The 24,299-nt window shown below is 72.3% G+C and carries 22 protein-coding genes; 15 read left to right on the top strand and 7 right to left on the bottom strand.

What is annotated here, in order from left to right; translation table 11 throughout:
• Positions 1-70: 70 nt before the first annotated feature.
• The gene (gene pspAA, locus BJ965_RS28180) at positions 71-349 is read right to left on the bottom strand and encodes a PspA-associated protein PspAA (RefSeq protein WP_184912263.1); all 279 of its coding nucleotides are present in this window, start codon (positions 347-349) and stop codon (positions 71-73) included.
• A gap of 23 nt (positions 350-372) precedes the next feature.
• Positions 373-1,158, bottom strand: a complete 786-nt coding sequence (locus BJ965_RS28175) for a PspA/IM30 family protein (protein ID WP_281402945.1) — start codon at positions 1,156-1,158, stop codon at positions 373-375.
• Positions 1,159-1,474: 316 nt separating this feature from the next.
• On the opposite strand from BJ965_RS28175, the gene BJ965_RS28170 reads away from it, so the two are divergent.
• Positions 1,475-2,074 (top strand): DUF3043 domain-containing protein, encoded by a 600-nt coding sequence (locus BJ965_RS28170; RefSeq protein WP_184912260.1) that lies wholly within the window; start codon positions 1,475-1,477, stop codon positions 2,072-2,074.
• Between the two features lie 83 nt (positions 2,075-2,157).
• Positions 2,158-2,859, top strand: a complete 702-nt coding sequence (locus BJ965_RS28165; RefSeq protein ID WP_184912257.1) for a class I SAM-dependent methyltransferase — start codon at positions 2,158-2,160, stop codon at positions 2,857-2,859.
• Positions 2,860-2,910: 51 nt separating this feature from the next.
• Here the strand turns inward: BJ965_RS28165 and BJ965_RS28160 are convergent, their stop codons facing one another.
• Entirely contained in the window at positions 2,911-3,123 is a 213-nt protein-coding gene (locus tag BJ965_RS28160; RefSeq protein ID WP_030837510.1) for a hypothetical protein, read from the bottom strand.
• A gap of 247 nt (positions 3,124-3,370) precedes the next feature.
• Here BJ965_RS28160 and BJ965_RS28155 point away from each other — a divergent pair, with 247 nt between their 5' ends.
• On the top strand, positions 3,371-4,570 hold the full coding sequence (locus BJ965_RS28155) for a bifunctional adenosylcobinamide kinase/adenosylcobinamide-phosphate guanylyltransferase (protein WP_184912255.1): 1,200 nt from the start codon (positions 3,371-3,373) through the stop codon (positions 4,568-4,570).
• 34 nt (positions 4,571-4,604) lie between these two features.
• Here BJ965_RS28155 and BJ965_RS28150 read toward each other — a convergent pair whose 3' ends face one another.
• Positions 4,605-5,651 carry a class I SAM-dependent methyltransferase gene (locus BJ965_RS28150; RefSeq protein ID WP_184912253.1) on the bottom strand — a complete coding sequence of 349 codons (1,047 nt, stop codon included), beginning with the start codon at positions 5,649-5,651 and terminating at the stop codon, positions 4,605-4,607.
• A gap of 197 nt (positions 5,652-5,848) precedes the next feature.
• On the opposite strand from BJ965_RS28150, the gene cobT reads away from it, so the two are divergent.
• Positions 5,849-6,958: a nicotinate-nucleotide--dimethylbenzimidazole phosphoribosyltransferase gene (gene cobT / locus BJ965_RS28145; protein WP_184912251.1), complete on the top strand. Its 1,110-nt coding sequence runs from the start codon at positions 5,849-5,851 to the stop codon at positions 6,956-6,958.
• 154 nt (positions 6,959-7,112) lie between these two features.
• Positions 7,113-7,811, top strand: a complete 699-nt coding sequence (locus tag BJ965_RS28140) for a hypothetical protein (RefSeq protein WP_184912249.1) — start codon at positions 7,113-7,115, stop codon at positions 7,809-7,811.
• Here BJ965_RS28140 and BJ965_RS28135 read toward each other — a convergent pair.
• Entirely contained in the window at positions 7,751-8,515 is a 765-nt protein-coding gene (locus tag BJ965_RS28135) for a hypothetical protein (RefSeq protein ID WP_184912246.1), read from the bottom strand. The genes BJ965_RS28140 and BJ965_RS28135 overlap by 61 nt on opposite strands.
• Before the next feature lie 60 nt (positions 8,516-8,575).
• Here BJ965_RS28135 and BJ965_RS28130 point away from each other — a divergent pair, with 60 nt between their 5' ends.
• The gene (locus BJ965_RS28130) at positions 8,576-9,358 is read left to right on the top strand and encodes an adenosylcobinamide-GDP ribazoletransferase (RefSeq protein ID WP_184912244.1); all 783 of its coding nucleotides are present in this window, start codon (positions 8,576-8,578) and stop codon (positions 9,356-9,358) included.
• A 76-nt stretch (positions 9,359-9,434) separates the two neighbouring features.
• Complete coding sequence (locus tag BJ965_RS28125; protein ID WP_246546061.1) at positions 9,435-10,052, top strand: RDD family protein; 618 nt, start codon at positions 9,435-9,437, stop codon at positions 10,050-10,052.
• Here the strand turns inward: BJ965_RS28125 and BJ965_RS28120 are convergent.
• Positions 10,012-10,791, bottom strand: a complete 780-nt coding sequence (locus BJ965_RS28120; protein ID WP_184912242.1) for an endo alpha-1,4 polygalactosaminidase — start codon at positions 10,789-10,791, stop codon at positions 10,012-10,014. The genes BJ965_RS28125 and BJ965_RS28120 overlap by 41 nt on opposite strands.
• A 390-nt stretch (positions 10,792-11,181) precedes the next feature.
• On the opposite strand from BJ965_RS28120, the gene BJ965_RS28115 reads away from it, so the two are divergent.
• The 7 genes from BJ965_RS28115 to BJ965_RS28085 all read left to right on the top strand — a co-directional run bounded on the left by BJ965_RS28115 (position 11,182) and on the right by BJ965_RS28085 (position 21,760).
• Entirely contained in the window at positions 11,182-12,708 is a 1,527-nt protein-coding gene (locus BJ965_RS28115) for a leucyl aminopeptidase (protein ID WP_184912239.1), read from the top strand.
• Between the two features lie 344 nt (positions 12,709-13,052).
• Positions 13,053-14,441 (top strand): dihydrolipoyl dehydrogenase, encoded by a 1,389-nt coding sequence (lpdA, locus tag BJ965_RS28110; RefSeq protein ID WP_030837486.1) that lies wholly within the window; start codon positions 13,053-13,055, stop codon positions 14,439-14,441.
• Positions 14,442-14,504: 63 nt separating this feature from the next.
• Positions 14,505-16,289 (top strand): 2-oxoglutarate dehydrogenase, E2 component, dihydrolipoamide succinyltransferase, encoded by a 1,785-nt coding sequence (gene sucB / locus BJ965_RS28105; RefSeq protein WP_184912236.1) that lies wholly within the window; start codon positions 14,505-14,507, stop codon positions 16,287-16,289.
• Positions 16,290-16,524: 235 nt separating this feature from the next.
• Positions 16,525-17,148: a GntR family transcriptional regulator gene (locus BJ965_RS28100; protein ID WP_030837481.1), complete on the top strand. Its 624-nt coding sequence runs from the start codon at positions 16,525-16,527 to the stop codon at positions 17,146-17,148.
• Positions 17,149-17,415: 267 nt separating this feature from the next.
• On the top strand, positions 17,416-20,118 hold the full coding sequence (aceE, locus tag BJ965_RS28095; protein WP_184912234.1) for a pyruvate dehydrogenase (acetyl-transferring), homodimeric type: 2,703 nt from the start codon (positions 17,416-17,418) through the stop codon (positions 20,116-20,118).
• Between the two features lie 80 nt (positions 20,119-20,198).
• Positions 20,199-21,185, top strand: a complete 987-nt coding sequence (locus tag BJ965_RS28090; protein WP_184912232.1) for a helix-turn-helix transcriptional regulator — start codon at positions 20,199-20,201, stop codon at positions 21,183-21,185.
• 56 nt (positions 21,186-21,241) lie between these two features.
• Positions 21,242-21,760 (top strand): DUF4240 domain-containing protein, encoded by a 519-nt coding sequence (locus BJ965_RS28085; protein ID WP_184917640.1) that lies wholly within the window; start codon positions 21,242-21,244, stop codon positions 21,758-21,760.
• Positions 21,761-22,058: 298 nt separating this feature from the next.
• Here BJ965_RS28085 and BJ965_RS28080 read toward each other — a convergent pair whose 3' ends face one another.
• Positions 22,059-22,919, bottom strand: a complete 861-nt coding sequence (locus tag BJ965_RS28080) for a peptidoglycan recognition protein family protein (RefSeq protein ID WP_246546057.1) — start codon at positions 22,917-22,919, stop codon at positions 22,059-22,061.
• 191 nt (positions 22,920-23,110) lie between these two features.
• Between BJ965_RS28080 and BJ965_RS28075 the strand changes: the two genes are divergently transcribed.
• A complete protein-coding gene (locus BJ965_RS28075; RefSeq protein ID WP_184912229.1) occupies positions 23,111-24,295 on the top strand; it encodes a MarP family serine protease in 1,185 nt (394 codons plus the stop codon).
• Positions 24,296-24,299 lie beyond the last annotated feature (4 nt).

The following is a 24,299-nucleotide window of genomic DNA, read 5'->3' as shown; positions in this document are numbered from 1 at the left end:
GCTGTTTACGGTAGCCGGGCGGGGGGCGGTGCCCCCAGCCCCCTGTCGGCCCGCCCATGGGTGCCCGGTCTCAGCCCGGAATCAAGCCGTCGTCGCTGAGGAGCTCCCGGACTTCCTCCAACGTCGCGTCGGGAGACGGCAGGATCAGTTCCGACGGCTCCAGGGAGTCGTCCGGTAGGGGGTCGCCCAGGTCGCGGACCCGGGCCAGGAGGGCCTGGAGGGTGCGGCGGAAGCCGGGACCGTCGCCGTTCTCCATTTCCGACAGGAGTTCGTCGTCCAGCTTGTTCAGCTCGGCGAGGTGGCCGTCGGCCAGGCTCACCTGGCCCTCCCCCATGATCCGTACGATCATGTCGCCCTCCTAGGCGTGGACCCCTACTGCTTGTCGAAGCGCGGAGTGTCCTGCGGCTGCTGCTGGGACTGCTGCCCGTTCGCGCCGCCCTCGATGGCCTGCTGCCCGCTGCCCGAGCCTCCGGCCAGTTCGGCCTTCATGCGCTGCAGTTCCAGCTCTACATCCGTACCACCGGAGAGCCGGTCCAGCTCGGCCTGGATGTCGTCCTTGTGCATCCCGGAGGGGTCGTCGAGGGCGCCGGAGGCGAGCAGCTCGTCGATCGCGCCGGCGCGGGCCTGGAGCTGGGCCGTCTTGTCCTCGGCGCGCTGGATCGCCAGGCCGACGTCGCCCATCTCCTCGGAGATGCCGGAGAAGGCCTCGCCGATCCGGGTCTGTGCCTGCGCCGCCGTGTACGTCGCCTTGATCGTCTCCTTCTTCGTGCGGAAGGCGTCGACCTTGGCCTGGAGCCGCTGGGCCGCGAGGGTGAGCTTCTCCTCCTCGCCCTGGAGCGTCGCGTGCTGGGTCTCCAGGTCGGTCACCTGCTGCTGGAGGGCGGCGCGGCGGGACAGCGCTTCCCGGGCCAGGTCCTCACGGCCCAGCGCGAGCGCCTTGCGGCCCTGGTCCTCGAGCTTGCCGGACTGCGACTGCAACTGGTTCAGCTGGAGTTCCAGGCGCTTGCGGCTGGTCGCCACGTCGGCGACGCCGCGGCGGACCTTCTGGAGCAGCTCGAGCTGCTTCTGATACGAGTAATCGAGGGTCTCGCGCGGGTCCTCGGCCCGGTCAAGGGCCTTGTTCGCCTTCGCGCGGAAGATCATCCCCATACGCTTCATGACACCGCTCATGGGCTTCGCGCGCCCCCTTCTGACCGACTCCGGCAGCTGCTCCTGCGACAGAACCCACAGTACGGGCCCTGCATCCATTACCGCACTGTTCGGGGACGGATGCGCTCATCCCCAAGGACGACTGCGTACGCTCCCGCTCCGGCGTAGGGAGTAGGTGGTCCCCGGGGTCACCGGAGCCGTGCACCCCGGAAAGATCCGGAGGCGTACACAACGTCCCCTCTGTCCCCTTACTGACGACTGGTGTTGCCGGATCGTTCCCCACGGGGCTGGGGTCCATGCCCGGAAGCCCTTACCCTTGGGTTTTGTGTTCCGTAGCCGTGCGAAGGATGAGAAGGCCCAGGACGCCGACAAGGCGCCGGTGACCGACTCCAGTCAGCCCCGTCACCCCGAGGCCCCCAAGGGCCGCCCCACGCCCAAGCGCAGCCAGGCACAGTCCTCGCGCCGCAGCGTGGCCAACACGTCGATGACGCGCAAGGAGGCCGCCAAGCGACAGCGCGAGGAGCGCCGTACCGCGATGGAACGGCAGCGCCAGGCGCTGGCGAGCGGCGACGAGCGGTATCTGCCCGCGCGTGACAAGGGACCGGTCCGCCGGTTCGCGCGCGACTTCGTCGACTCCCGGTTCAACATCGCGGAGTTCTTCCTGCCGATGGCCGTGGTCATCCTCGTGCTGAGCATGGTGCGGGTGGCCTCGCTGCAGAACGTCGCGCTGCTGCTGTGGCTCGTGGTGATCGTGCTGATCGTGCTCGACTCGTTCGTCACGTCCTTCCGTCTGAAGAAGCAGCTGAACGAGCGCTTCGCGGGTGAGAACAAGCGCGGCGCCGTCGCCTACGCCCTGATGCGCTCCCTCCAGATGCGCCGGCTCCGACTGCCGAAGCCGCAGGTCAAGCGCGGAGAGCGGCCCTGACCACGACGCCGTTCTCCGGGGGTGCGGCTGATGCCTGGCTGGACAAGCTGGGCGGGCTGCGCGATGTCGTCCGCCAGGAGCTGGTGACCCGCCAGCTGGACGAGCAGATAGTCGGCCGGTTCCCGGTCGGCCGGCGCCTGCGGGTGCTGGACGTGGGGATGGGCCAGGGCACCCAGGCCCTGCGGCTGGCCCGCGCCGGTCACCAGGTGACCGGTCTGGAGCAGGACGCGACGATGGTCGCCGTGGCCCGGGAGTCCCTCGCCGGGGAGCCGGAGGGCATCCGGGAGCGGATGCGGATCATCGAGGGCGACGGCCGGGACACCGGTGTGCACTTCCTGCCGGGCAGTTTCGACGTGGTGCTGTGCCACGGCGTCCTGATGTACGTCGAGGAGCCCGACCCGCTGCTGGCGGGCCTCGCCCGGATGCTCGCGCCGGGCGGTCTGCTGTCCCTGCTCGTGCGCAACGGGGACGCGCTCGCGATCCGGCCGGGCCTGTCCGGTGACTGGTCCGGGGCGCTGGCGGCCTTCGACACCGTCTCCTACCGCAACCGGCTGGGGCTCGACGTACGGGCCGACCGGCTGAAGGACCTGACATCGACGCTCGCCGGGATCGGGGCGCCGCTGCACGCCTGGTACGGGGTGCGGGTGTTCACCGACACGGCGGCGGACGGCGCCGAGGCCCCGGCCGACGTGGAGACGCTGCTCGCGGTGGAGGAGAAGGCCGGGCGGACCGATCCGTACCGCGGGGTGGCCGCGCTGCTGCACCTGTGCGGCGTGCGCGGCTGACCAGCGGAACAGGGAGTGTGGGCGAGGGCCGTCGGCCCCCGCCCACCGGGCTCACGCCTCGGCCGCGTGCAGGCTCATCGGCCCGTAGATCTCCGTGACGTCCTCGAACAGCCGCACCTGGTCGGCACCGCCCTCCTGAAGGGCCTTCCAGTGCTCCCCGATCCAGGACTCGGCGTCCCCCTGGGTGGGGAACTCCTCCGGCGGCACCGCGGGCTGGACCTCCGTCCCGTCGGTCTTCTCGAACCGCCACGTCCATGCCGCCATGTACGCCTCCCATGTGTGTGAGCACACTGCACAGCGAAAGCCGGATCTTGGTCCGGCTCCTCCTCAGAGCGTAAGCGCTCCGCTGGGTGGGGCGTTACAGGGCTTGCGGGGCGCGGCTTGTGGGCCTGTGCGGGTTGTGTCCGGCTGGTCGCGCCCGCGCGGCGCAGCCGCATGTCGACACGGCCCGCGCCCCCTTTGGGGGCGTCTCCATCACGCGTGACTCACTGCCACGGGTGAGAATCGGGGCGTGGAACTCACTCTGCTCGGCACCGGTGCCCCCGCGGGTCTGCCCCGCCCCGAATGTCCCTGCGCGGCCTGTGCGGCCGCTCTCGGGCCGGACGCGCGGGCGGCCACCGCGCTGCTCCTGGACGGGACGCTGCTGCTCGACCTGACGCCGGGCGCGGCGTTCGCGGCGGCGCGGGCGGGCCGTTCCCTGACCGGCGTACGGCAGGTGCTGCTGTCGCATCCGCACCACGGGCCGGCGGTCGAGGTGCCCGCGGGGCTGCCGCAGCCCGGACGGGTGCCGGACGGGCGGGAGTTGACGCTGCTGACGGGGCACCGGGTGCGGGCGGTGGCGCTGGACGCGCCGGGCACGGGGTACGCGGTGACCGGGCCGGAGGGGCAGCGGCTGCTGTACCTGCCGCCGGGCGGGGCCCCCGCGGGTCTGGCGGAACCGGCCGAGTCGTACGACATGGTGCTCGCGGACGTCGTGGGGCGGCCGGACGCGCTGGCGAAGCTGCGGGCGGTGGGGGCGGTCGGGCCGACGACCGACGTGCTCGCCGTCCATCTGGACCACGACGTGCCGCCCGGTCCCGAGCTCGGGCGGCGGCTCGCGGCGGCCGGGGCGCGGGCCGTGCCGGACGGGGTGTCGCTGGCGGTGGGGGCGTACGAGGACGTGCCGGACGTGCCGCGGCGGACGCTGGTGCTGGGCGGGGCCCGGTCGGGCAAGTCGGTGGAGGCCGAGCGGAGGCTGGAGGCCTTTCCGGACGTGCTGTACGTGGCGACGGGCGGGTCGCGCAACGGGGACACGGAGTGGTCCTCGCGGGTGGCGGCGCACCGGGAGCGGCGGCCGGGGTCGTGGCAGACGGTCGAGACCTGCGATCTGGTGCCGCTGCTGAAGGAGGAGGGGCCGCCGCTGCTGGTCGACTGTCTGTCGCTGTGGCTGACGGACGCGATGGACTCCGTCGGGGCCTGGGACGACGCGGTGTGGGCGGAGCGGGGGGAGAAGGCCCTGCGGGAGCGGATGCGGGAGCTCACCGAGGCGATGCGGGTCACCCGGAGGACCGTGGTCGCCGTGTCGAACGAGGTGGGGTCGGGGATCGTGCCGTCGACGGCGTCGGGGCGGCGCTACCGCGATGAACTCGGGCGGCTGAACGCGGGGTTCGCGGCCGAGTGTGAGCATGTGCTGCTGGTGGTGGCCGGGCAGGCGGTGGTGCTGCGGGGGTGACCGGGACCCTTGGCTTCCCTCCTCCCCGGCCCGGCTAGGGAGCCTTGCGGGCGATCACCCGGTAGGTGTTCGCGAAGCGCGTGCGGCGGGTCACCGGGGCGATGAGCTGGTCGGCGAGCGCCGCCACGGCGACCAGGGGGAAGCCCGCGCGGAGCAGGGCCGTGCGGGTGTGCCGCTGCACCGGGGGCGGGGGGATCGCCCGCCAGGGGGTGTCCGGGGCGGGCAGGGCGTGGGAGAGGGCCAAGGACGTGGCGCCCGCGAGGTCGTGGGGGACGTGGACCGGACGGTGGTCGAGCGTCAGGATCGTGCAGCCGGCCGACTCCAGTTCCGCGCGGACGTTCTGCGGGGGCAGGAGGTGGAGGTGGCGCGGCTGGTCGTAGGGGAGCCACCAGCGGCCCAGCAGGGCGGCGAAGACGCTGCGGGGGCTCAGGGTCTCGATGAGCAGGTGGCCGCCCGGGCGCAGGACGGAGAGGGCGGCCCGGAGTTCCGCCCGGGGGTCGGGCGTGCCCTCCAGGTGGTGGAGCATGCTGACCACGTCGTAGCGGGCGCGCAGCGGGGTGGCGATCCGGGGGTCCGTCAGGCGGCCGACGTGGGCCTCCTCGACGCGGTCGGCCGTGCGGGCGCGGACCACGCGCGGGGTGGGGTCCAGGCCGTCGAAGGACGTGTAGGGGAAGAACTGCCGGGCCGTGGCCGGGAATCGGGCGTGGCCCGTGCCGACGTCGAGCCAGCTCTCCGGCTCGCCGCAGCGCAGCATGGCGCGGGCGGCCGAGCGGTGCCGGCGCGGGCTGCCGCGCAGGGCGAGGAGGCCGTCGCTCGCCGGGTCCCTGGGCGCCCCGCGCACGGTCCGGTGGTACAGGGCGAGGCCCTCCACCGTGAGGCGGGGGTTCTGGAAGGTGTGGCCGCAGTCCCGGCACGCGTCGACGGTGAAGCTGCCCGGCTTGTACTGCCGCAGGTCACCGGTGCGCAGCCGGTTGCGCAGCCGGTCGGAGCCGCACCAGGGGCAGTCCTCCCGGCGCGGTTCGTGGACCCGTGTGGTCGCTTGGGGGACGGGGGGTGCTGAGGAGGCGGGATGTGCGGTCATGGGCGGCTCCCGGGCGCGACGGCGTACGGCGGCTGCGTACGGCGAGGACGTAGGGCGGGGTCGTCGCACCGATCACGTACGACAATCCGCTGCAAAACGGAACGTATGGGATGCCGATCTTGGGTGCAACGATGTCGCCTCGACGGAGTGGTGATGTGGCGCCGTGCTGTTCGACCGGGGCCGGTACTGTTCGGCGAATGAGCTCGCTTAATCTCGACGACTTCACCGATCTGATCGAGCGTCCTGACGGCGGGATCCGCCGCGATGCCGAGGCGCGCCGGGAGCGGCAGATCGTGCCGCCCGGGTCGCTGGGCCGCCTCGACGAACTGGGTGAGTGGCTGGCGGCGGCGCAGTCCGCCGTGCCGGTCCGGCCGGTCGAGCGGCCGCGGGTGGTGCTCTTCGCCGGTGACCACGGCATCGCCGGGCTGGGCGTCTCGGCCCGGCCGGCGGGCGGCGCCGGGGAGTTGGTGCGCGAGGTGCTGGAGGGCGGCCGCCCCGTCTCGGTGCTGGCACGGCGGCTGGGCGTGCCGGTGCGGATCGTCGACATGGCCCTGGACTGCGACCCCGAGGGCCTGCCGGAGGACGTCGTACGGCACCGGGTGCGGCGCGGCAGCGGGCGGATCGACATCGAGGACGCGCTGACCCCGGAGGAGGCCGAGGCGGCCTTCCGGGCCGGGGTCGCGGTGGCCGACGAGGAGGCCGACTCGGGCACGGACCTGGTGGTGCTCGGCGATGTGAGCGTCGGCGGGACGACGGTGGCGGGCGTGCTGGTCGCGGCGCTGTGCGGGGTGGACGCGTCGGTCGTCACCGGGCGTGGCGGGCTGGCGATCGACGACCTGGCGTGGATGCGCAAGTGCGCGGCGATCCGGGACGCGCTGCGCCGGGCCCGGCCGGTGCTCGGGGACCAGTTGCAGCTGCTCGCGGCGGTGGGCGGCGCCGATTTCGCCGCGATGACGGGCTTCCTGCTGCAGAGCGCGGTGCGCAAGCTGCCGGTGGTGCTCGACGGGGTCGTGACGGCCGCGTGCGCGCTGGTCGGCCAGCGGATCGCGTTCCGGGCGCCGGACTGGTGGCTGGCCGCGCACGACAGCGGGGAGCCCGGGCAGGCGAAGGCGCTGGACCGGATGGCCCTGGAGCCGTTGCTGACCCACGGGGTGACCGTCGGGGAGGGCGCGGGCGGTCTGCTGGCGCTGCCGCTCGTGCAGGCCGCCGCCGCGCTGGCCGCGGAGCTGCCCGAGAAGCCGAAGGAGTCCGAGGAACTCGGGGAGCAGGCAGGGCCGGACGTGTCCGAGGCGCCGGCCGAGCAGTAGAGGCGCCCCCAGAGCAGGAGCAGCGCCGAGATCCAGGTCACTCACGCCTGGCTCAACGTCGTCCCGTTCCGGTCGGTCTTGGAACGTGGTGTCGGTTTGACTGAGTCGCAGACACCCTCAGACGTATCCACGCACGGACGAGGACGACCGCCCGATGACCACGCTCGCCCGCTGGGCCCGCGCCGAATGGGGTGCGCTGTACGCCGCGGCGCGAAGGCCGCTGGTGGCGCGGCGGTGGCGGGCGGTGCCGATGGCGGTCACGGCCGTGTGCCTCACGGCCGTGCTGCACGTCGTGCACAACCAGTCGTGGGGCTATCAGGTCGTGCAGAACGTCGGCGGTGTGCGGGCCCAGGACCCGCTGTGGCTGGCGCTGCTGCGGACGCCGCTGTCGCTGTTCGTGCCCGCGCTGGATCTGCCGGTGTGGGGCGCGCTCGTGCAGATCCTGCTGGTGTTCGGCATCGCCGAGCTGTGCCTGGGCCGGTGGCGGGCGCTGGCCCTCGCCTACGTCGCGACGCTCGCGGGGACGCTGTACGCGCGCCTGGGCATTTGGCTGGGCCCGGACTGGTGGCTGGGCCTGCCCGCCTCGGACCGGTGGGTCGTGGACACCGGTCCGTCGGCGGCGGTGGTGGGCCTGGCCGTGTTCCTGGGCTGGCGCCACCGGGCGTATGTCACGGCCTCGGTGGTCGTCGTGACGATGGTGGTCGAGATCGTGCTCAAGGAGAACCTCGCGGGCAAGGAGCACCTCGCGGCGATCGTCGCGGTGCTGGTGCTGTGCGCGGTCGGCGAACTGCGTCAGCGGTGTTCGAGGGAGCGGGCCGGCTCGGGGTCGGGCGCGCCGCCGATCCAGTCCTGAAACCTGCGCCGTGGGCCCACCCAGCGGCGGTCGTGGTGGTAAGCCCGCAGACCGGATTTCGCTCGGGCGCGGGGGCGGTTCCGGTAGAACCGCTTGGCCCACGGGGAGGTGGGGCGGGCCAGCCGTACGGCGCCGATCAGGGCGATGAGGGGGATGATCACACCCAGCACGGCAATGCGGACCTTGCCCTTGAACAGGGCGATGAGGGCGAACCCGAAGTTCACGAGGACGTTCCCGAGGACGACGGCACGGTTCTGCTGCTGACCCTCGGAGAGGTCGTTGACGCCCAGCGGCGAGAAGCCGAGCAGGAGCAGGCCGACAAGGGACGCGGTGAGGACGACCATCTCGACGCTCTTGCGGCCGTCCGGGGTCCAGTAGACGTCGGCGAGGTGCAGGACCAGGGCGAACTCGTCGAGGACGAGGCCCGCGCCGATGCCGAAGATCACCGCGGCCAGCGCCGAGCCGAAGCCGTACTGGCCGCCGGCGACCGCGCCGAAGCCGCCGACGATCGTCAGGATGACACCGGGGACCACGTGGTGGACGTGGACACCGCCGCTGCCGCTGATGTTGCGGAAGGGGCCCTTCCCCGCCCGGATGAGACGGGTGATGCCTCGGGTGATCAGGAAGGTCAGGACGAAGGAGACGAGAGCGAGAAGCAACGGCAGCTTGCCGGGTTCCATGATGTTCCGCTCGAACCATCCCATATGTGAACTTTATCCGCGGCTGCCGTTCCCGCTCTCCTGACCGGCCGGTAGCCTGCGCCGGTGCCCACCACCTCGCCCCTCGACGGCCTCCGCTTCGCCTTCGGCACCCTCACGGTGATCCCCGTCCGGGTGACCCGGTGGGACCGGGAGGCCGCACGCGGCGGCATGCTGTGCGCCCCGCTGGCCGGGCTGGCGGTCGGTGCCGCCGCCGCCGGGCTCGGGCTGGTGCTGCTGCTCCTCGGTGCGGGCGCCCCGCTGGCCGCCGTGGCGACCGTCGCCGTGCCGGCCGTCCTCACCCGGGGGCTGCATCTCGACGGGCTCGCGGACACCGCGGACGGGCTGGGGAGCGGCAAGCCGGCCGAGGACGCGCTGCGGATCATGAAGCAGTCGGACATCGGGCCGTTCGGGGTCATCACCCTCGTCCTCGTCCTGCTCGCGCAGGTCGCCGCGCTCGCCCAGGCGTACGACGCCTCCTGGGCCCGGGGCGCCTGCGCCGCCGTCGTCTCGGCGACCCTCGCCCGGCTGGCCCTCACCCTGGCGGCCCGGGCCGGGGTACCGGCGGCACGGCCGGAGGGGCTGGGGGCGGCGGTCGCGGGTGTGGTGCCGCCACGGGGGGCCGCGGTCGCCGTCGTGGCCGTCGCCGGGGGCGCCGCGGCGGCCGGTGCCCTCCTCGGGCCGTACGACACGGTCCGGACCGTGCTCGCGGTCCTCCTCTCCCTGGCCGCCGCCGAGGCCCTGCTGCGGCACTGCACCCGGCGCTTCGGAGGCGTCACGGGGGATGTCTTCGGCGGTCTGGCGGAGACGGCGGCGACCACGGCACTGGTCGTTCTGTCACTGGGCTGAAACGATCTCCTCGCCCCCCTCCTGCTCGGGCCGCCCGGCCGCTAGCTTCCTGCCCCGACACACAAACGATCGGGGGATGTTCATGCCGAAGCTGCGCCGTGCCACGGCCTGGGTCGTCGATTTCGCGCTGGTGGTGGCGCTGGCCTCGGCGCTCGCCGTGCTCACCTTCCACCGGGTCTCCGCACTCGTCACCGACGTGCCCGAGCTGGCCACCCGCGGCGGCTTCGACCTGCTGACGTCGCGCGGTGACGTGCTCGACGCCTCCCAGGACCTGGGACTCTCGCTGTGGAACAAGTCGGTGCTGTACGTCGAGCAGGCCTTCGGGCTGCTGGTGCTGACGGTGTTCCTCTACCAGTGGGCCTGCCTGGCCCTGGCCGGGCGCACGCTCGGCAAGGCCCTGGTCGGGCTGAAGGTCACCCCACACCTCCCCCGCAAGGTCAGGGCGGCACGGCGGGCCGCGGTCACCACCGCGGCGGACGTCGCCGTGTACGCCGTGGCCTGCGTGCTGCTGGTGGAGGGTCAGGTCGTGCTGTCGGTGCTGGTGTGGGCGGTGGCGGTGGCGCTGTTCCTGCTGAACGCGCTGCCGGTCCTCTCCCCCGGCCGCCGGTCCCTCGCCGACCGGCTCGCGGGCACCGCGGTCACCGGGATCGGGCTCAGCAGGCCCGTCGCCACGCCCCTAGTTCGTACTTCTTGAGCAGTGAACTGAGCTTCAGGCGGCGCGACTCGGCGCAGAAGCGGGCGGTGGGAAGCTCGTACTCGACGTGGAAGACGGCCTTGCCCGCGGCGGTGAACGGCTTCAGGGCCGCGCACTCGCCGTACTGGGCGCACTGTTCGTTGACCGCGAAGTCGAAGTCCCCGACCAGGTCCGGGATCTGGTCCAGGTCGTTCTTCAGGCCGACGGCCAGGCCCCGGTCGTGGGCCAGCCGGGCGACGAGGCGGTTGTAGCGCAGCTGGTCGGCGGCCGTGAGCGGGAAGCCCGTGTCGTTGCGATAGCCGTCCATGTTGTCGGGCTCCACCGCGTCGAAGCCCTTGTCGCGGCACATGTCGATCCGGGCCGCCATGAGCGGCTCCAGGACGTCGATGCGGCGGATGTCGAGCCAGCGCTCGCCCTTCCAGCCGTTGCCGCGGCCGAGGACCGGCTTCGGGAAATCGCCGGCGTCAGGGCGGAACTCCTCCCAGGCGCCCGTGGAGAGGTAGCAGATGACCTTGCGGCCGTCCCGGTGCAGCCGGGTGACCGTGTCCTCGGAGTGGTCGAAACCGTCGATGTCGTAGACCGGCACGTCGACGGAGGCGTCCAGGCGTCCGCTGAGCTGCCACTGCCAGGCGGTGCCGGGGCGGGGCTGCCAGCGGGGGCCGGGCTTGTCGTCGGAGGGCTCGGCGCAGCCCGCGAGGAGCAGGACGAGCAGGGTGACGAGCAGGGACGGGCGTCTCACGGGGTGTTCTCCAGGGTCTGGGGCAGCGTGCCCCAAGGATGATCTCCGGTTCCGGGGACCGCGCAGTGCACCGCCGCACCGCTCACCCGGCACATCGCTCGCGTATCCGGCCGTCGGAGAGGCCGTCGGACTCCGGCAGGGCGCTCACCGGATCGACGCGTGTGACCCGGTTCACCGGTGTGAGGGATCAGGAAATGGCCACTACGCCACCGACAGGTGAACGACCGCAGGAATGAGCGAACGGGGTCACGCGCGTAGTCTCGACGTCGAGTGTTCGCCGTACCGGGGAAGTCCCCGTGGACACCGGACCCTTAGGGTCGGCTGTCGGGCCCGGTCGACCCACACCGTTCGACCACTGCAACTTCACATCGGAAGCGAGATTTCACCACCGTGACTGCTCTCACTCTCAGCACCTCCGCGGCACCCGGCCTGCGGGCCGACGCGATCGTGATCGGTGTCGCCAAGGGTGCCAAGGGACCGGTCGTCGCACCGGGCGCCGAGGCCGTGGACAAGGCGTACGACGGCAGGCTCGCCGGCGTTCTGGAGACTCTCGGCGCCTCCGGCGGCGAGGGCGAGGTGACGAAGCTGCCGGCGCCGTCCGGCTTCAAGACACCGCTCGTCCTTGCGGTCGGACTGGGCGCGGTTCCCGAGAAGGACGCCGAGTACGGCACCGAGGCCCTGCGCAGGGCCGCCGGCGTCGCCGCCCGCGCCCTGGCCGGGTCGAAGAAGGCCGCCTTCGCGCTGCCGCTGGCCGACGCCGCCGACGCCGGTGCGATCGGGGAGGGCGCGCTGCTCGGCGCGTACTCCTTCGACGCCTACAAGGACAACGGCAAGGACCCCAAGGCGAAGAACGGCAAGGCTCCCCTCGCCGAGGTCGTCCTGCTCGGCGGCAAGCCCCGCGACAAGGCGTACAAGGCCGCGGTCGAGCGTGCCGTCGCCGTGTCGGAGGAGCTCAACCGCTCCCGCGACCTGGTCAACACCCCGCCGAACGACCTGAACCCCGAGTCGTTCGCCGCGATCGCCCAGGCCGCGGCCAAGGAACACGGCATCAAGATCCAGGTGCTCGACGACAAGGCCCTGACCAAGGGCGGCTACGGCGGCATCCTCGGCGTCGGCTCCGGTTCCGCGGCGACCCCGCGCCTGGTCAAGCTGTCGTACACCTCCTCCAAGGCGAAGAAGCACCTCGCCTTCGTCGGCAAGGGCATCACCTACGACTCGGGCGGCATCTCGCTGAAGCCGGCCGGTCACAACGAGACGATGAAGTGCGACATGGCCGGTGCGGCCTCGGTGTTCGCCGCGGTCGTCGCCGCCGCGCGTCTCGGCCTGGAGGTCAACGTCACCGGCTGGCTCGCGCTGGCCGAGAACATGCCCTCCGGGTCCGCGACCCGTCCGGGTGACGTGCTGCGGATGTACAGCGGCAAGACGGTGGAGGTGCTCAACACCGACGCCGAGGGCCGGCTGGTGCTGGCCGACGCGCTGTGGGCGGCGTCGCAGGAGAAGCCCGACGCGATCGTGGACGTGGCGACGCTGACCGGGGCGATGGTGCTGGCGCTGGGCAACCGGACGTTCGGGATCATGGGCAACGACGACGCGTTCCGCGCCGCGCTGTGCGAGGCCGCCGAGGAGGTCGGGGAGCCGGCGTGGCCGATGCCGCTGCCGGAGCACCTGCGCAAGGGGATGGACTCGGCCACGGCCGACATCGCGAACATGGGTGAGCGGAGCGGCGGCGGGCTGGTCGCCGGTCTGTTCCTGCGCGAGTTCGTGGGCGAGGGCATCACCTGGGCGCACCTGGACATCGCCGGGCCGGCCTTCAACGAGGGCGGGCCGTTCGGGTACACGCCGAAGGGCGGCACGGGGACGGCCGTGCGGACGCTGGTGCGGCTCGCTGAGCTGACGGCTTCGGGCGACCTTGGCTGAGTTCGCCTTTTAGCTCGGTCTCGCCTGTTGTGTGGCGAGTGCGGGGGCGTGGGGACTGTTCGCGCAGTTCCCCGCGCCCCTTGGGTCTGCTGCCTTCGCGCCCGCGCGGCGGAGCCGCAGATCAGACACAGCCCCGCGCCCCTGTGCGGCGTCTGCGCGCGGGGCTCATCTGAACGTGGGGCGTCTCACACCGCAGCCCGGCGTCTCCTTGTGTGCCGACAAGTGCGAAGATGGGGCTCGGCAGGACAGGGCCCCACCGAAGGGCCGAAGAACGAGCGGCCGGACACCAGCCGCCTGCCGGTCTTGAAGACCGGCTCACGGCGCACATGCATGGAGGACGTGACGTGGCGAACGACGCCAGCACCGTTTTCGACCTAGTGATCCTCGGCGGTGGCAGCGGTGGTTACGCCGCGGCCCTGCGCGGGGCGCAGCTGGGCCTGGACGTCGCCCTGATCGAGAAGGACAAGGTCGGCGGCACCTGCCTGCACCGGGGATGCATCCCCACCAAGGCCCTGCTGCACGCGGGCGAGATCGCCGACCAGGCCCGCGAGAGCGAGCAGTTCGGTGTGAAGGCCTCCTTCGAGGGCATCGACATCGCCGGGGTCCACAAGTACAAGGACGGCGTGATCGCCGGCCTGTACAAGGGCCTGCAGGGGCTCGTCGCCTCCCGGAAGGTGACGTACATCGAGGGTGAGGGCCGGCTGTCCTCCCCCACGTCCGTCGACGTGAACGGCCGCCGCGTCGAGGGCCGCCACATCCTGCTCGCGACCGGCTCCGTGCCGAAGTCGCTGCCCGGCCTGGACATCGACGGCAACCGGATCATCTCCTCCGACCACGCCCTCGTCCTGGACCGCGTGCCCAAGTCCGCGATCATCCTGGGCGGCGGTGTCATCGGCGTCGAGTTCGCCTCCGCGTGGAAGTCCTTCGGCACCGAGGTCACGATCGTCGAGGGCCTGAAGCACCTCGTCCCGGTCGAGGACGAGAACTCCTCCAAGCTGCTGGAGCGCTCGTTCCGCAAGCGCGGCATCAAGTTCAACCTGGGCACCTTCTTCCAGAAGGCCGAGTACACCCAGGACGGCGTCAAGGTCACCCTCGCCGACGGCAAGGAGTTCGAGGCCGAGATCCTGCTGGTCGCCATCGGCCGCGGCCCGGTCTCCCAGGGCCTCGGCTACGAGGAGCAGGGCGTCGCCATGGACCGCGGCTACGTCCTGGTCGACGAGTACATGCGCACGAACGTGCCGACCATCTCCGCCGTCGGTGACCTCGTCCCGACCCTCCAGCTCGCGCACGTCGGCTTCGCCGAGGGCATCCTGGTGGCGGAGCGCCTGGCCGGTCTCAAGACCGTTCCGATCGACTACGACGGTGTCCCGCGGGTGACGTACTGCCACCCGGAGGTCGCCTCCGTGGGCATCACCGAGGCCAAGGCCAAGGAGATCTACGGCGCGGACAAGGTCGTCGCTCTGAAGTACAACCTCGCGGGCAACGGCAGGAGCAAGATCCTGGGCACCGCGGGTGAGATCAAGCTCGTCCAGGTCAAGGACGGTGCCGTCGTCGGCGTCCACATGGTCGGCGACCGCATGGGCGAGCAGGTCGGCGAAGCCCAGCTGATCTACAACTGGGAGGCGCTGCCCGCCGAGGTCGCGCAGCTCATCCACGCCCACCCGACCCAGAGCGAGGCGCTCGGCGAGGCCCACCTGGCCCTGGCCGGCAAGCCCCTCCACGCGCACGACTGACCCCTCGGTCGACACACGCGACGACACAGACTTCCGCACTTTCCGTAAGGAGCAACCGAAACCATGGCGGTTTCCGTAACCCTTCCGGCGCTCGGCGAGAGCGTCACCGAGGGCACTGTCACCCGCTGGCTGAAGGCCGAGGGCGAGCGCGTCGAGGCCGACGAGCCGCTGCTCGAGGTGTCGACCGACAAGGTCGACACCGAGATTCCTTCGCCCGCCGCCGGTGTCCTGGCCTCCATCAAGGTCGCCGAGGACGAGACGGTCGAGGTCGGCGCCGAGCTGGCCCTGATCGACGACGGCAGCGGCGCGCCCGCCGCCGCCCCGGCCCCCGCCGCGGAGCAGGCCCCTGAGCCGGCCCCCGAGCCGGCCGCGGCCGCCCCGTCCACCGAGCAGGCCGCCCCGGCGCCCGCTCCCACCGCCGACGCCGCCGCCGGCGGCGGCTCCGCCGAGGGCACGGACGTCGTCCTGCCCGCGCTCGGCGAGTCCGTCACCGAGGGCACCGTCACCCGCTGGCTGAAGTCGGTCGGTGACAGCGTCGAGGCCGACGAGCCGCTGCTCGAGGTCTCCACCGACAAGGTCGACACCGAGATCCCGGCGCCCACCTCGGGCACCCTGCTGGAGATCGTGGTCGGCGAGGACGAGACCGCCGAGGTCGGCGCCAAGCTCGCCGTCATCGGCGAGGCGGGTGCGGCTCCGGCCGCCGCCCCGGCGCAGGAGGCCCCGGCCGCCCCGGCCCAGCCCGAGCCCACCCCGGCTCCGGCTCCGGCGCAGCCCGCCCCGGCTCCGCAGGCCCCGTCGGCTCCGGCCCCGCAGCAGCAGACCACCCCGGCTCCCGAGCCGGCTCCGTCCGCTCCCGCGCCGGCCCCGGCTCCGGCCCAGGCCCCGGCAGCTCCGGCCGCCGCCAAGCCGGCCGACGACGGCGCCTACGTCACCCCGCTGGTGCGCAAGCTCGCCGCCGAGCAGGGCGTCGACCTGTCCACCGTCAAGGGCACCGGCGTCGGCGGCCGTATCCGCAAGCAGGACGTCGTCGCCGCCGGCGAGGCCGCGAAGAGCGCCGCCGCCACCCCGGCCCCCGCCGCTGCCGCCCCGTCGGCCGCCAAGAAGGCCCCGGTGCTGGAGGCGTCCCCGCTGCGCGGCCAGACCGTCAAGATGCCGCGGATCCGCAAGGTCATCGGCGACAACATGGTCAAGGCCCTGCACGAGCAGGCCCAGCTGTCCTCGGTCGTCGAGGTCGACGTCACCCGCCTGATGAAGCTGCGCGGCCGTGCCAAGGACGCGTTCGCGGCCCGTGAGGGCGTCAAGCTCTCCCCGATGCCGTTCTTCGTCAAGGCCGCGGCCCAGGCGCTGAAGGCGCACGCGCCGATCAACGCCAGGATCAACGAGGCCGAGGGGACCATCACCTACTTCGACACCGAGAACGTCGGTATCGCGGTGGACTCCGAGAAGGGCCTGATGACCCCGGTCATCAAGAACGCCGGTGACCTCAACCTCGCCGGTATCGCCAAGGCCACGGCCGACCTGGCGGGCAAGGTCCGCGCCAACAAGATCACCCCGGACGAGTTGTCCGGTGCGACCTTCACCATCTCCAACACCGGGTCGCGCGGCGCGCTCTTCGACACGATCATCGTGCCGCCGGGCCAGGTCGCGATCCTCGGCATCGGCGCGACGGTCAAGCGCCCCGCCGTCATCGAGACGGAGGAGGGCACGGTCATCGGCGTCCGCGACATGACGTACCTGACCCTGTCCTACGACCACCGCCTGGTGGACGGCGCCGACGCGGCCCGTTACCTGACGGCGGTCAAGGCCATCCTGGAAGCGGGCGAGTTCGAGGTCGAGCTCGGGCTCTGACCTCCAACGCCGGTACGGCTGTACGGTGCCCCCGCTCGGATCATCTCCGGGCGGGGGCACTTTGCTTGGGGGCGCGGGGAACTGCGCGAGCGACCACACACGACGGTCAGCCGAACGACAAGCCACACCCCACGTGTAAGTCTCGTCTCACCTGCACCAAAGCACCCCCGGCCGCCCCACCCGCGGAGCGAACCGGCCGTATTGTCTAAACGTCAATCCCGCGTAAGGAGCCCTCATGACCGCGCCCGTCATCCACTCGCTCCGCGAGCAGATCCGCGAGCACATCCTCGAGGGGATCATCAGCGGACGCTGGCAGCCGGGCGAGCGGATCGTCGAGCGCCGGATCGCCACCGAGCTGGAGGTCAGCCAGACCCCGGTCCGCGAGGCCCTGCGCGAGCTGGAGTCCCTGCGCCTGATCGAGTCGGCTCCGAACAAGGGCGTGCGCGTCCGCAACCTCACGGCCGCCGACCTGGAGGAGAGCTACCCGGTGCGGGCCGGCTTGGAGGCCATCGCCGCGGAGCTGGCCGCCCAGGGCCTCGCGGAGGACTGCTCGGCCCTGGAGCCGCACGTCAGCGCCCTGTACGAGGCCGACCGCAGCTCCGACGGCACGGGGCAGGTCCGCCACACCGTCGCCTTCCACCGCGAACTGGTCCGCGCCGCGGGCAACTCCGTGCTGCTGCACACCTGGGAAGGCCTCGGCATCGAGGTGTTCACGGCCCTGTCGATCCGCTGGCTGGGCACCAGGCAGCAGTCGTACGCCGAGGAGCACGAGGAGCTCGTCGCCGCGTTCAAGCGCCGTGACCCGCGGATCGCCGAACTCGTGAAGGCCCACGTCCTGGGCTGCGCGCCCCGGGCGTGACACCCGAGCGCCCTCTCGCTCAAACGCCTCCGACCTGCGAAAACCATTCGAAAACCCGTCACCGCGTGCCACTGCCGAAGGCACCGCGTGCCTATTTTCTCGTGATCAAGAGGTTTTGCCCCTCAACCCTTTGATCGATCATCGATCAGCGGGTTACAGTCGCCGACGGGCTTGCCACCCAAGCCCCAGCCCTGTCCTGCCAAAGACAAAGGGCACCCCCGATCCCCTTATGTGAGGGAACCCCCTTCGACTGAGGAAGGCGGCGACATGACCGACCCCAACGCCATCCAGCCGAGCGAGCTCGACCAGCTCCCCGACCGGGACCCGGAGGAGACCGCCGAATGGCAGGCCTCCCTGGACGCGGTCACCAAGGCTGCCGGGCCGCACCGTGCCGCATACCTGATGCGCCGCACGCTGGAGCGCGCCGAGGGCGCCGGCATCGCGCTGCCGAAGCTCCTCGAGACCGACTACGTCAACTCCATCCCCACCTCCGCCGAGCCGGCCGTGCCCGGTGCCGAGGCGCTGGAGCAGCGGATCACCGCGTGGAACCGCTGGAACGCGGCCGCGATGGTGACCCGGGGCAGCAAATACGGCGTCGGCGGCCACATCGCCACCTTCGCCTCCGCCGCCTGGCTGTACGAGACCGGCTTCAACCACTTCTTCAAGGGCAAGGAGGCCGACGGCTCCGGCGACCAGCTCTACATCCAGGGCCACGCCTCCCCCGGCATCTACGCCCGCGCGTTCCTCGACGGCCGTCTGAACGAGGAGCAGCTCGACAACTTCCGCCGGGAGGCGGGCGGCAACGGCCTGCCCTCCTACCCGCACCCGCGCCGCCTGCCCTGGCTGTGGGAGTTCCCGACCGTCTCCATGGGCCTCGGCCCGCTGTCGGCGATCTACCAGGCGCGCTTCAACCGCTACCTGGCCAACCGCGGCATCAAGGACACCGCCGGTTCGCACGTGTGGGCGTTCCTCGGCGACGGCGAGATGGACGAGCCCGAGTCGACGGCGGCCCTCGCGCTGGCGGCCCGTGAGGAGCTGGACAACCTCACGTTCGTCATCAACTGCAACCTGCAGCGCCTCGACGGCCCGGTCCGCGCCAACTTCAAGATCGTGCAGGAGCTGGAGGCCCAGTTCCGCGGTGCCGGCTGGAACGTCGTCAAGACGCTCTGGGGCACGGCCTGGGACGAGCTGTTCCAGCTGGACACCACGGGCGCGCTCGTACGCCGCCTGCGCCAGGTCCCGGACGCGCAGATCCAGACGTACCAGACCCGCGACGCGGCCTACATCCGCCAGGACTTCTTCGGCGGCGACCCGGCGCTCGTGGAGATGGCGAAGCTGCTGAGCGACGACAAGATCCTCGAGTGCTTCCACCTCTCGCGCGGTGGTCACGAGGCCCGCAAGGTGTTCGCCGCGTACAAGGCCGCCGTCGAGCACAAGGGCGCGCCGACCGTGATCCTGGCCCAGACGGTCAAGGGCCACACCCTCGGCGAGGGCTTCGCGTCGAAGAACGCCAACCACCAGATGAAGAAGCTCTCGGTGGACGAGTTCAAGAACATGCGCGACCTGCTCGAACTGCCGATCAAGGACAGCGACTTCGTCGACGGCGTGGTGCCCTACGGCCACCCGGGCGCCGACTCCCCCGAGGTCCGCTACCTCCAGGAGCGGCGTGCCGCCCTCGGTGGTCCGGCCCCGGCCCGTCGGGTCCACCCGGTCGCCCCGCTGCCCGCCCCGGCGGAGAAGGCGTTCGCGTCGTTCGACAAGGGCTCCGGCTCGCAGAACGTGGCCACCACCATGGCGTTCGTCCGTCTCGTCAAGGACCTGGTCCGCGACAAGGAGACGGGCAAGCGCTGGGTGCCGATCGTCCCCGACGAGGCGCGCACCTTCGGCATGGAGTCGCTGTTCCCCTCGCTCGGCATCTACTCTCCCAAGGGCCAGACGTACGAGCCGGTCGACCGCGACCAGCTGATGTACTACAAGGAGGCCAAGAACGGCCAGATCCTCAACGAGGGGATCACCGAGGCCGGTTCGATGGCCGACTTCATCGCCGCTTCGACGTCGTACGCGACGCACGGCGAGGCGATGATCCCGTTCTACATCTTCTACTCGATGTTCGGCTGGCAGCGTACGGCCGACCAGATGTGGCAGCTCGGCGACCAGCTCGGCCGCGGCTTCCTCGTCGGCGCCACGGCCGGCCGTACGACGCTGACGGGCGAGGGCCTGCAGCACGCCGACGGCCACTCCCCCGTGATCGCGGCGACCAACCCGGCGGCGCTGTCGTACGACCCGGCTTTCGCCTACGAGGTCGCGACGATCGTCAAGGACGGTCTGCGCCGGATGTACGGCGAGGCGGCCCCGGGTGAGGACCAGAACGTCTTCTACTACCTGACGGTCTACAACGAGCCGATGCCGCAGCCGGCGAAGCCGTCCGTCCAGGGTGTCGACGAAGGCATCGTCAAGGGCCTGTACCGCTTCAACACGGCGGAGTCGGCGGGCATCACACCCCCGGCGAACGCCCCGCGGATCCAGCTGCTCGGCTCCGGTACGGCGATCCACTGGGCGCTCAAGGCGCAGCGGTTGCTCGCCGAGGAGTGGGGCGTTGCGGCCGACGTGTGGTCGGCGACGTCCTGGAGTGAGCTGCGCCGGGACGCCCTGGAGGCGGACGAGGCGCTGCTGCGCGGCGAGGAGCGGGTGCCGTTCGTGCGGCAGGCGCTCCAGGGTGCCGACGGCCCGGTGCTGGCGGTCTCCGACTACATGCGACAGGTCCCGGACCAGATCGCGCAGTGGGTCGAGCAGGACTGGTCCTCGCTGGGCGCCGACGGCTTCGGCCTCTCGGACACCCGTGAGGCGGCCCGCCGCCACTTCGGTGTCGACGCCGAGTCGATCGTCGTCGCGGCCCTGGCCCAGCTCGCCAAGCGCGGCGAGGTCAAGGCGGCGGCCGTGAAGGAAGCGCGCGAGAAGTACGGTCTGTGAGGACCGGTGATCAGTACGGTCCTGAGGACCGGTGACCGGCAGGCCCCCGCCACGGCGGGGGCCTGCTGCATGATGTGGCCATGCGTGCTGCCCGGCTGATCAAGATGGTGCTGCTGCTCCAGTCCCGGCCCTCCATGACGGCCGCCGAGCTCGCCCGTGAGCTGGAGGTGTCGGAGCGGACGGTCACCCGGGACGCGCAGGCGCTGTCGGAGGCGGGCGTGCCGGTGTACGCGGACCGGGGCCGGGCCGGTGGCTACCGGCTGGTCGGCGGGTACCGGACGCGGCTGACCGGGCTGCACCGCGGCGAGGCCGAGGCGCTGTTCCTGTCCGGGGTGCCGGGGGCGCTGCGCGAGATGGGCCTGGAGGACGCCGCCTCGGCGGCCCGGCTGAAGGTGTCGGCGGCGCTGCTGCCGTCCCTGCGGGACGCCTCCAGGACGGCGTCCCAGCGGTTCCATCTGGACGCGCCGAACTGGTTCAAGGAGCCGGAGACGCCCGCGCTGCTGCCGGCGGTCGCCGACGCGGTGTGGGACGACCGGCGGATCGGCGCCCGCTACCGGCGCGGTGAGGACGAGGTCGTCCGGGAGCTGGAACCGTACGGGCTCGTGCTGAAGGCGGGCGTCTGGTACCTGTGCGCCCGGGTGGCCGGGTCGGCGTCCTTCCGGGTGTACCGGATCGACCGTTTCACGGCGGTGGACGCGGACGGCGAGCGCTTCGAGCGGGAGCCCGGTTTCGACCTGCCCGCGTTCTGGGAGGAGCGGGCCGAGCAGTTCGCGCGGTCCATCCTGCGGGCGCGGGTCGTGGTGCGGCTGTCCCCCGAGGGCGTACGCGCGCTGCCGTACGCCCTCGGCTCGCCGGTCGCCCGGGAGGCCCTGGCGGACGCGGACGCCCCGGACGAGGGCGGCTGGGTGACGGTGGCCCTGCCGGTGGAGTCCGAGGAGGTCGCCCGCACGCAGCTGGCGGCGCTGGGCCCGGAGGTGGAGGTGCTGGCGCCCCAGAGCCTGCGCGATCGGTTCGCCGCGGACGCGGAGCGGCTGGCCCGGCTGTACCGGCGCGACGACGGCACATAACGATCCCGCGCACTCCGGGTGCGCCCCTGTGCCCCAGGGCCGATGCTTGACCCGTGATGGACGAGACGGAGTTCTGGGAGCTGGTGGACGACGCCCGGGAGGCTTCCGAGGGCGACCCCGAAGAGCAGGCCGACCTGCTCGTGGACCGGCTCGCCCAGCTGGATCCGGACTCGGTACTGGACTTCGCCCGTCACTTCGAGTCCCGCTACAACCGCGCCTACCGCTGGGACCTGTGGGGCGCCGCGTGGGTGCTGCTCGACGGGGCGAGCGACGACGCCTTCGACTTCTTCCGGTGCTGGCTGATCGGCCAGGGCCGCGAGGTGTTCGAGGGCGCCGTGCACGACCCGGACGCGCTCGCCGATCTGCTGGACGACTTCGACGAGGAGATCGACGGCGACGGCGAGGAGCTCGGCTACGCGGCGGACGAGGCCTACGAGCAGCTCACCGGCGTGGTCGCACCCGACCTGGAGCTCGCGCCGGCGCCCCCGGAACCGGAGGGCACGCCGCTCGACTTCGAGAACGAGGGGCTGCTCGCGGAGCGCTACCCCCGGCTGTGGGAGCGCTTCAGGGGCTGATCAGGCGGCCCGGCGGCGCTCGCGTCGGACGGGATGTACGCATGCGTCCTATCGGCCCGCACCGCGTGGTGCATCGGGGCCGCGTTGGCCTGGTCGAGTGTGGACGCGGTGACAGCGGCCGGGCCCAGGACGACGGTCACGACCGCGCACAGCACCGCCCACGGGCCGCTTGACGCCCTCGTCCGCGTACCCGGCTCCCCCGCGTTCCCCGGGTGCCTCGGGGTCTTCGTACGGCCGTTGCGCATGGTCCCCACCTCCGGTCGGCTGCCTGTGGGGACGACCGTAGGAGACCGGCATCTCAGGACGCTGCGCGTTCGCTGTGGCCTTGCTGTGAGCCGTCCGGCCGGCCCTGGAGCCTGGCCGCGAGCTGTCGGATCTCGGGCAGGCGGGCGTGCAGGGCGGCGCCCGGGCAGCTGGTCATGTAGCCGTCGTTGTGGCCCGCCAGGGCGGGCAGCCGGGCGGTGGAGCCCGCCGCGTACCGGCTCAGGCCGTTGCTGGAGACCAGGCGGACGTCCGAGCGCGGGTCGGTGCCGGTCAGGCCCAGCTTCCAGGCGGACAGCGCGGCGATCGCGCGGATCATCGGCTGCGGGACCGGCATGCCCTCGGTGAAGGTGCCGAGGGCGGCGATGCCCGCGGTGCGGTGGTTGAAGCCCTGGGTGTGGGCGCCGGTGACGGCACGCTCCACGCCCCCGGCGCGGCCCTCGTAGACCGTGCCGCAGCGGTCGACGACGAAGTTGTAGCCGATGTCGTCCCAGTCGCGGGTGCCGGTCTGGCCGGTGTAGAGGTCCCGGATGATGCGGGGCGCGTCGGCGCAGTCGTAGCCGTTGGGCGAGTCGGTGTGGTGGACGAAGACGGCGGCGACGCGGTCGTCGTAGCGCGGGCGCGGCTGGGCGCGGGCGGCGTCGCCCAGCCAGTGCCCTCGCGGCACGATGGGCGGGCGCGGGGCGGTGTAGGAGGCCGGGGAACGGGGCGGGGCGGCGCGGGAGCCGGTGTCGGCGGCGTTCTCCACGCCGTGGGCGCACAGGAACAGCGCCACGACGGCGGCGACGCCCGGCAGACAGCCGAGCACCGCCCGGGCCGCGCGCGGCAGGCCGGCTATGCCGGGTGTCCCGTCGGCGGAGTGACTGCGTGCGCCCCGCCGTCTTCGGAAGACACGCATGGTCCCACTGTCGGCCTGATCCGGTCCGTCCGCGATGTGTGATGTGCCACCCGGTGGAACCATCGTCACGGTCCGCGACGTTTTTCCCTGTGCACGTCCGCGTGGCCGATTCCGATCAACGTGTGCGCGTGTGACTGATCACCGGGCCCTCCCCCCGCGTATTAAGGGGTTCCGAGAGAAAGGCGGCGTGCGTGGACCTGCTCGACATCCTGCTGTTGCTGGTCGTCCTGGCCTACGCGGCGTCCGGGTACCGGCGCGGGCTGGTGGCCGGCTGTGTGTCGCTGGCGGGCTTCGTGGGCGGTGCGGTCGTCGGCGTGTGGGCACTGCCGTGGGTCATGGACCTGGTGGAGCCGGGGACGACACGGGCGACGCTGACGGCGGTGTTCACGGTGCTGCTCCCGGCGGTGGTGGGGCACGAGCTGGCGGGGCGCCTCGCGCTGCGGCTGCGGCGGGAGCTGGACCGGGGGCCGCTGCGGGTGGCGGACGGCGTGGGCGGAGCGGTGGCCAACGCGGTGGCCGTGCTGATCGTGGCGTGGGTGGCGGCGAGCGTCCTGGGCGCCTCCTCGTCGCCGCTGGTCACCTCGGCGATCCGGGACTCACGGCTGCTCGGCGCGGTGCAGCGGACGATGCCGGACACGACGCCGGCCTGGTTCTCGGGGGCCACGTCCGCGCTGACGCAGGCGGGCTTCCCGCAGGTCTTCAACCCCTTCGAGAACGAGTCGACGGCCGAGGTCGCCAAGCCCACCGGCGACAGTGTCACGGCCGCCGCGACCGAAGCCGCCAAGCGGAGCACGGTGAAGGTCGAGGGCGTGGCGGGCACCCAGGGCCGCGAGGGCAGCGGGTTCGTGTACGCGCGCGAGCACGTGATGACCAACGCCCATGTGGTGGCCGGCATCGACGAGCCGACCGTGCAGATCGGCGGGGTCGGGCGGACGTACGAGGCGCGCGTGGTGCTCTTCGACCCGCAGAAGGACGTGGCCGTGCTGTACGTGCCCGGTCTGAAGGCCCCGGTGCTGCGCTTCGACGACGACGCCGAGCGCGGCGACTCGGCGGTCGTCGCGGGCTATCCGCAGGACGGCGACCTGAACCTCCAGGCGGCGACGGTCGCGAACCGGGTGCGGGCGACGGGCCAGAACATCTACAACGACGGGACGGCCACCCGCGAGATCTACTCGATCCGCTCCACGGTCCGCCCCGGCAACTCCGGCGGCCCCCTGCTCACCACGGACGGCCGGGTGTTCGGCGTGGTCTTCGCCCGCTCCACCTCGGACGCCGAGACGGGCTACGTCCTGACGGCGGACGAGGTCGCCTCCGACGCGCGCGGCGCCGCGGGCGCGACGGCACCGGTGGACACCGGCGAGCCGGCCGCCTCGTAGCTCC

It is taken from the genome of Streptomyces luteogriseus (assembly GCF_014205055.1).
Classification (GTDB): domain Bacteria; phylum Actinomycetota; class Actinomycetes; order Streptomycetales; family Streptomycetaceae; genus Streptomyces; species Streptomyces luteogriseus.
This window is presented reverse-complemented; position numbering and strand designations above follow the sequence as displayed.

Excerpts from the sequence above, each read along its gene's own strand:
- pspAA (WP_184912263.1), bottom strand. The coding sequence starts at position 349 with ATGATCGTACGGATCATGGGGGAGGGCCAGGTGAGCCTGGCCGACGGC.
- BJ965_RS28175 (WP_281402945.1), bottom strand. The coding sequence starts at position 1,158 with ATGAAGCGTATGGGGATGATCTTCCGCGCGAAGGCGAACAAGGCCCTT.
- BJ965_RS28160 (WP_030837510.1), bottom strand. The coding sequence starts at position 3,123 with ATGGCGGCATGGACGTGGCGGTTCGAGAAGACCGACGGGACGGAGGTC.
- BJ965_RS28150 (WP_184912253.1), bottom strand. The coding sequence starts at position 5,651 with ATGACCGCACATCCCGCCTCCTCAGCACCCCCCGTCCCCCAAGCGACC.
- cobT (WP_184912251.1), top strand. The coding sequence starts at position 5,849 with ATGAGCTCGCTTAATCTCGACGACTTCACCGATCTGATCGAGCGTCCT.
- BJ965_RS28140 (WP_184912249.1), top strand. The coding sequence starts at position 7,113 with ATGACCACGCTCGCCCGCTGGGCCCGCGCCGAATGGGGTGCGCTGTAC.
- BJ965_RS28135 (WP_184912246.1), bottom strand. The coding sequence starts at position 8,515 with ATGGGATGGTTCGAGCGGAACATCATGGAACCCGGCAAGCTGCCGTTG.
- BJ965_RS28125 (WP_246546061.1), top strand. The coding sequence starts at position 9,435 with ATGTTCATGCCGAAGCTGCGCCGTGCCACGGCCTGGGTCGTCGATTTC.
- sucB (WP_184912236.1), top strand. The coding sequence starts at position 14,505 with ATGGCGGTTTCCGTAACCCTTCCGGCGCTCGGCGAGAGCGTCACCGAG.
- BJ965_RS28100 (WP_030837481.1), top strand. The coding sequence starts at position 16,525 with ATGACCGCGCCCGTCATCCACTCGCTCCGCGAGCAGATCCGCGAGCAC.
- aceE (WP_184912234.1), top strand. The coding sequence starts at position 17,416 with ATGACCGACCCCAACGCCATCCAGCCGAGCGAGCTCGACCAGCTCCCC.
- BJ965_RS28090 (WP_184912232.1), top strand. The coding sequence starts at position 20,199 with ATGCGTGCTGCCCGGCTGATCAAGATGGTGCTGCTGCTCCAGTCCCGG.
- BJ965_RS28085 (WP_184917640.1), top strand. The coding sequence starts at position 21,242 with ATGGACGAGACGGAGTTCTGGGAGCTGGTGGACGACGCCCGGGAGGCT.
- BJ965_RS28080 (WP_246546057.1), bottom strand. The coding sequence starts at position 22,919 with ATGCGTGTCTTCCGAAGACGGCGGGGCGCACGCAGTCACTCCGCCGAC.